The 216-nt window shown below is 60.6% G+C and carries 1 protein-coding gene; it reads left to right on the top strand.

Annotation, left to right across the window (positions count from 1 at the left end; all coding sequences use genetic code 11):
- The coding region (locus tag R2A130_RS18615) for an Ig-like domain-containing protein (RefSeq protein ID WP_040306525.1) at positions 1-216 on the top strand (216 nt) is incomplete at both ends.

Below are 216 nucleotides of genomic sequence, written 5' to 3'. Positions count from 1 at the left end.
TTCACTGTGTCTGTCGATGACGGCAATGGCGGAACTGATACGGCCACGGTTACGATCACGGTGAACCCACAGAACGATGCGCCGACTGCCGCTGACGATGCGCAGACGACGAACGAGGACGCGGCTGTCTCCGGTGCTGTGATCTTGAACGACATCGACGGCGATGTTCTGACGGCGACGCTCGGCACTGCACCAACGAACGGTACGGTCGTGGTC

Source organism: Ahrensia sp. R2A130, from assembly GCF_000179775.1.
Taxonomy (GTDB): Bacteria; Pseudomonadota; Alphaproteobacteria; order Rhizobiales; family Rhizobiaceae; genus Pseudahrensia.
This window is presented reverse-complemented; position numbering and strand designations above follow the sequence as displayed.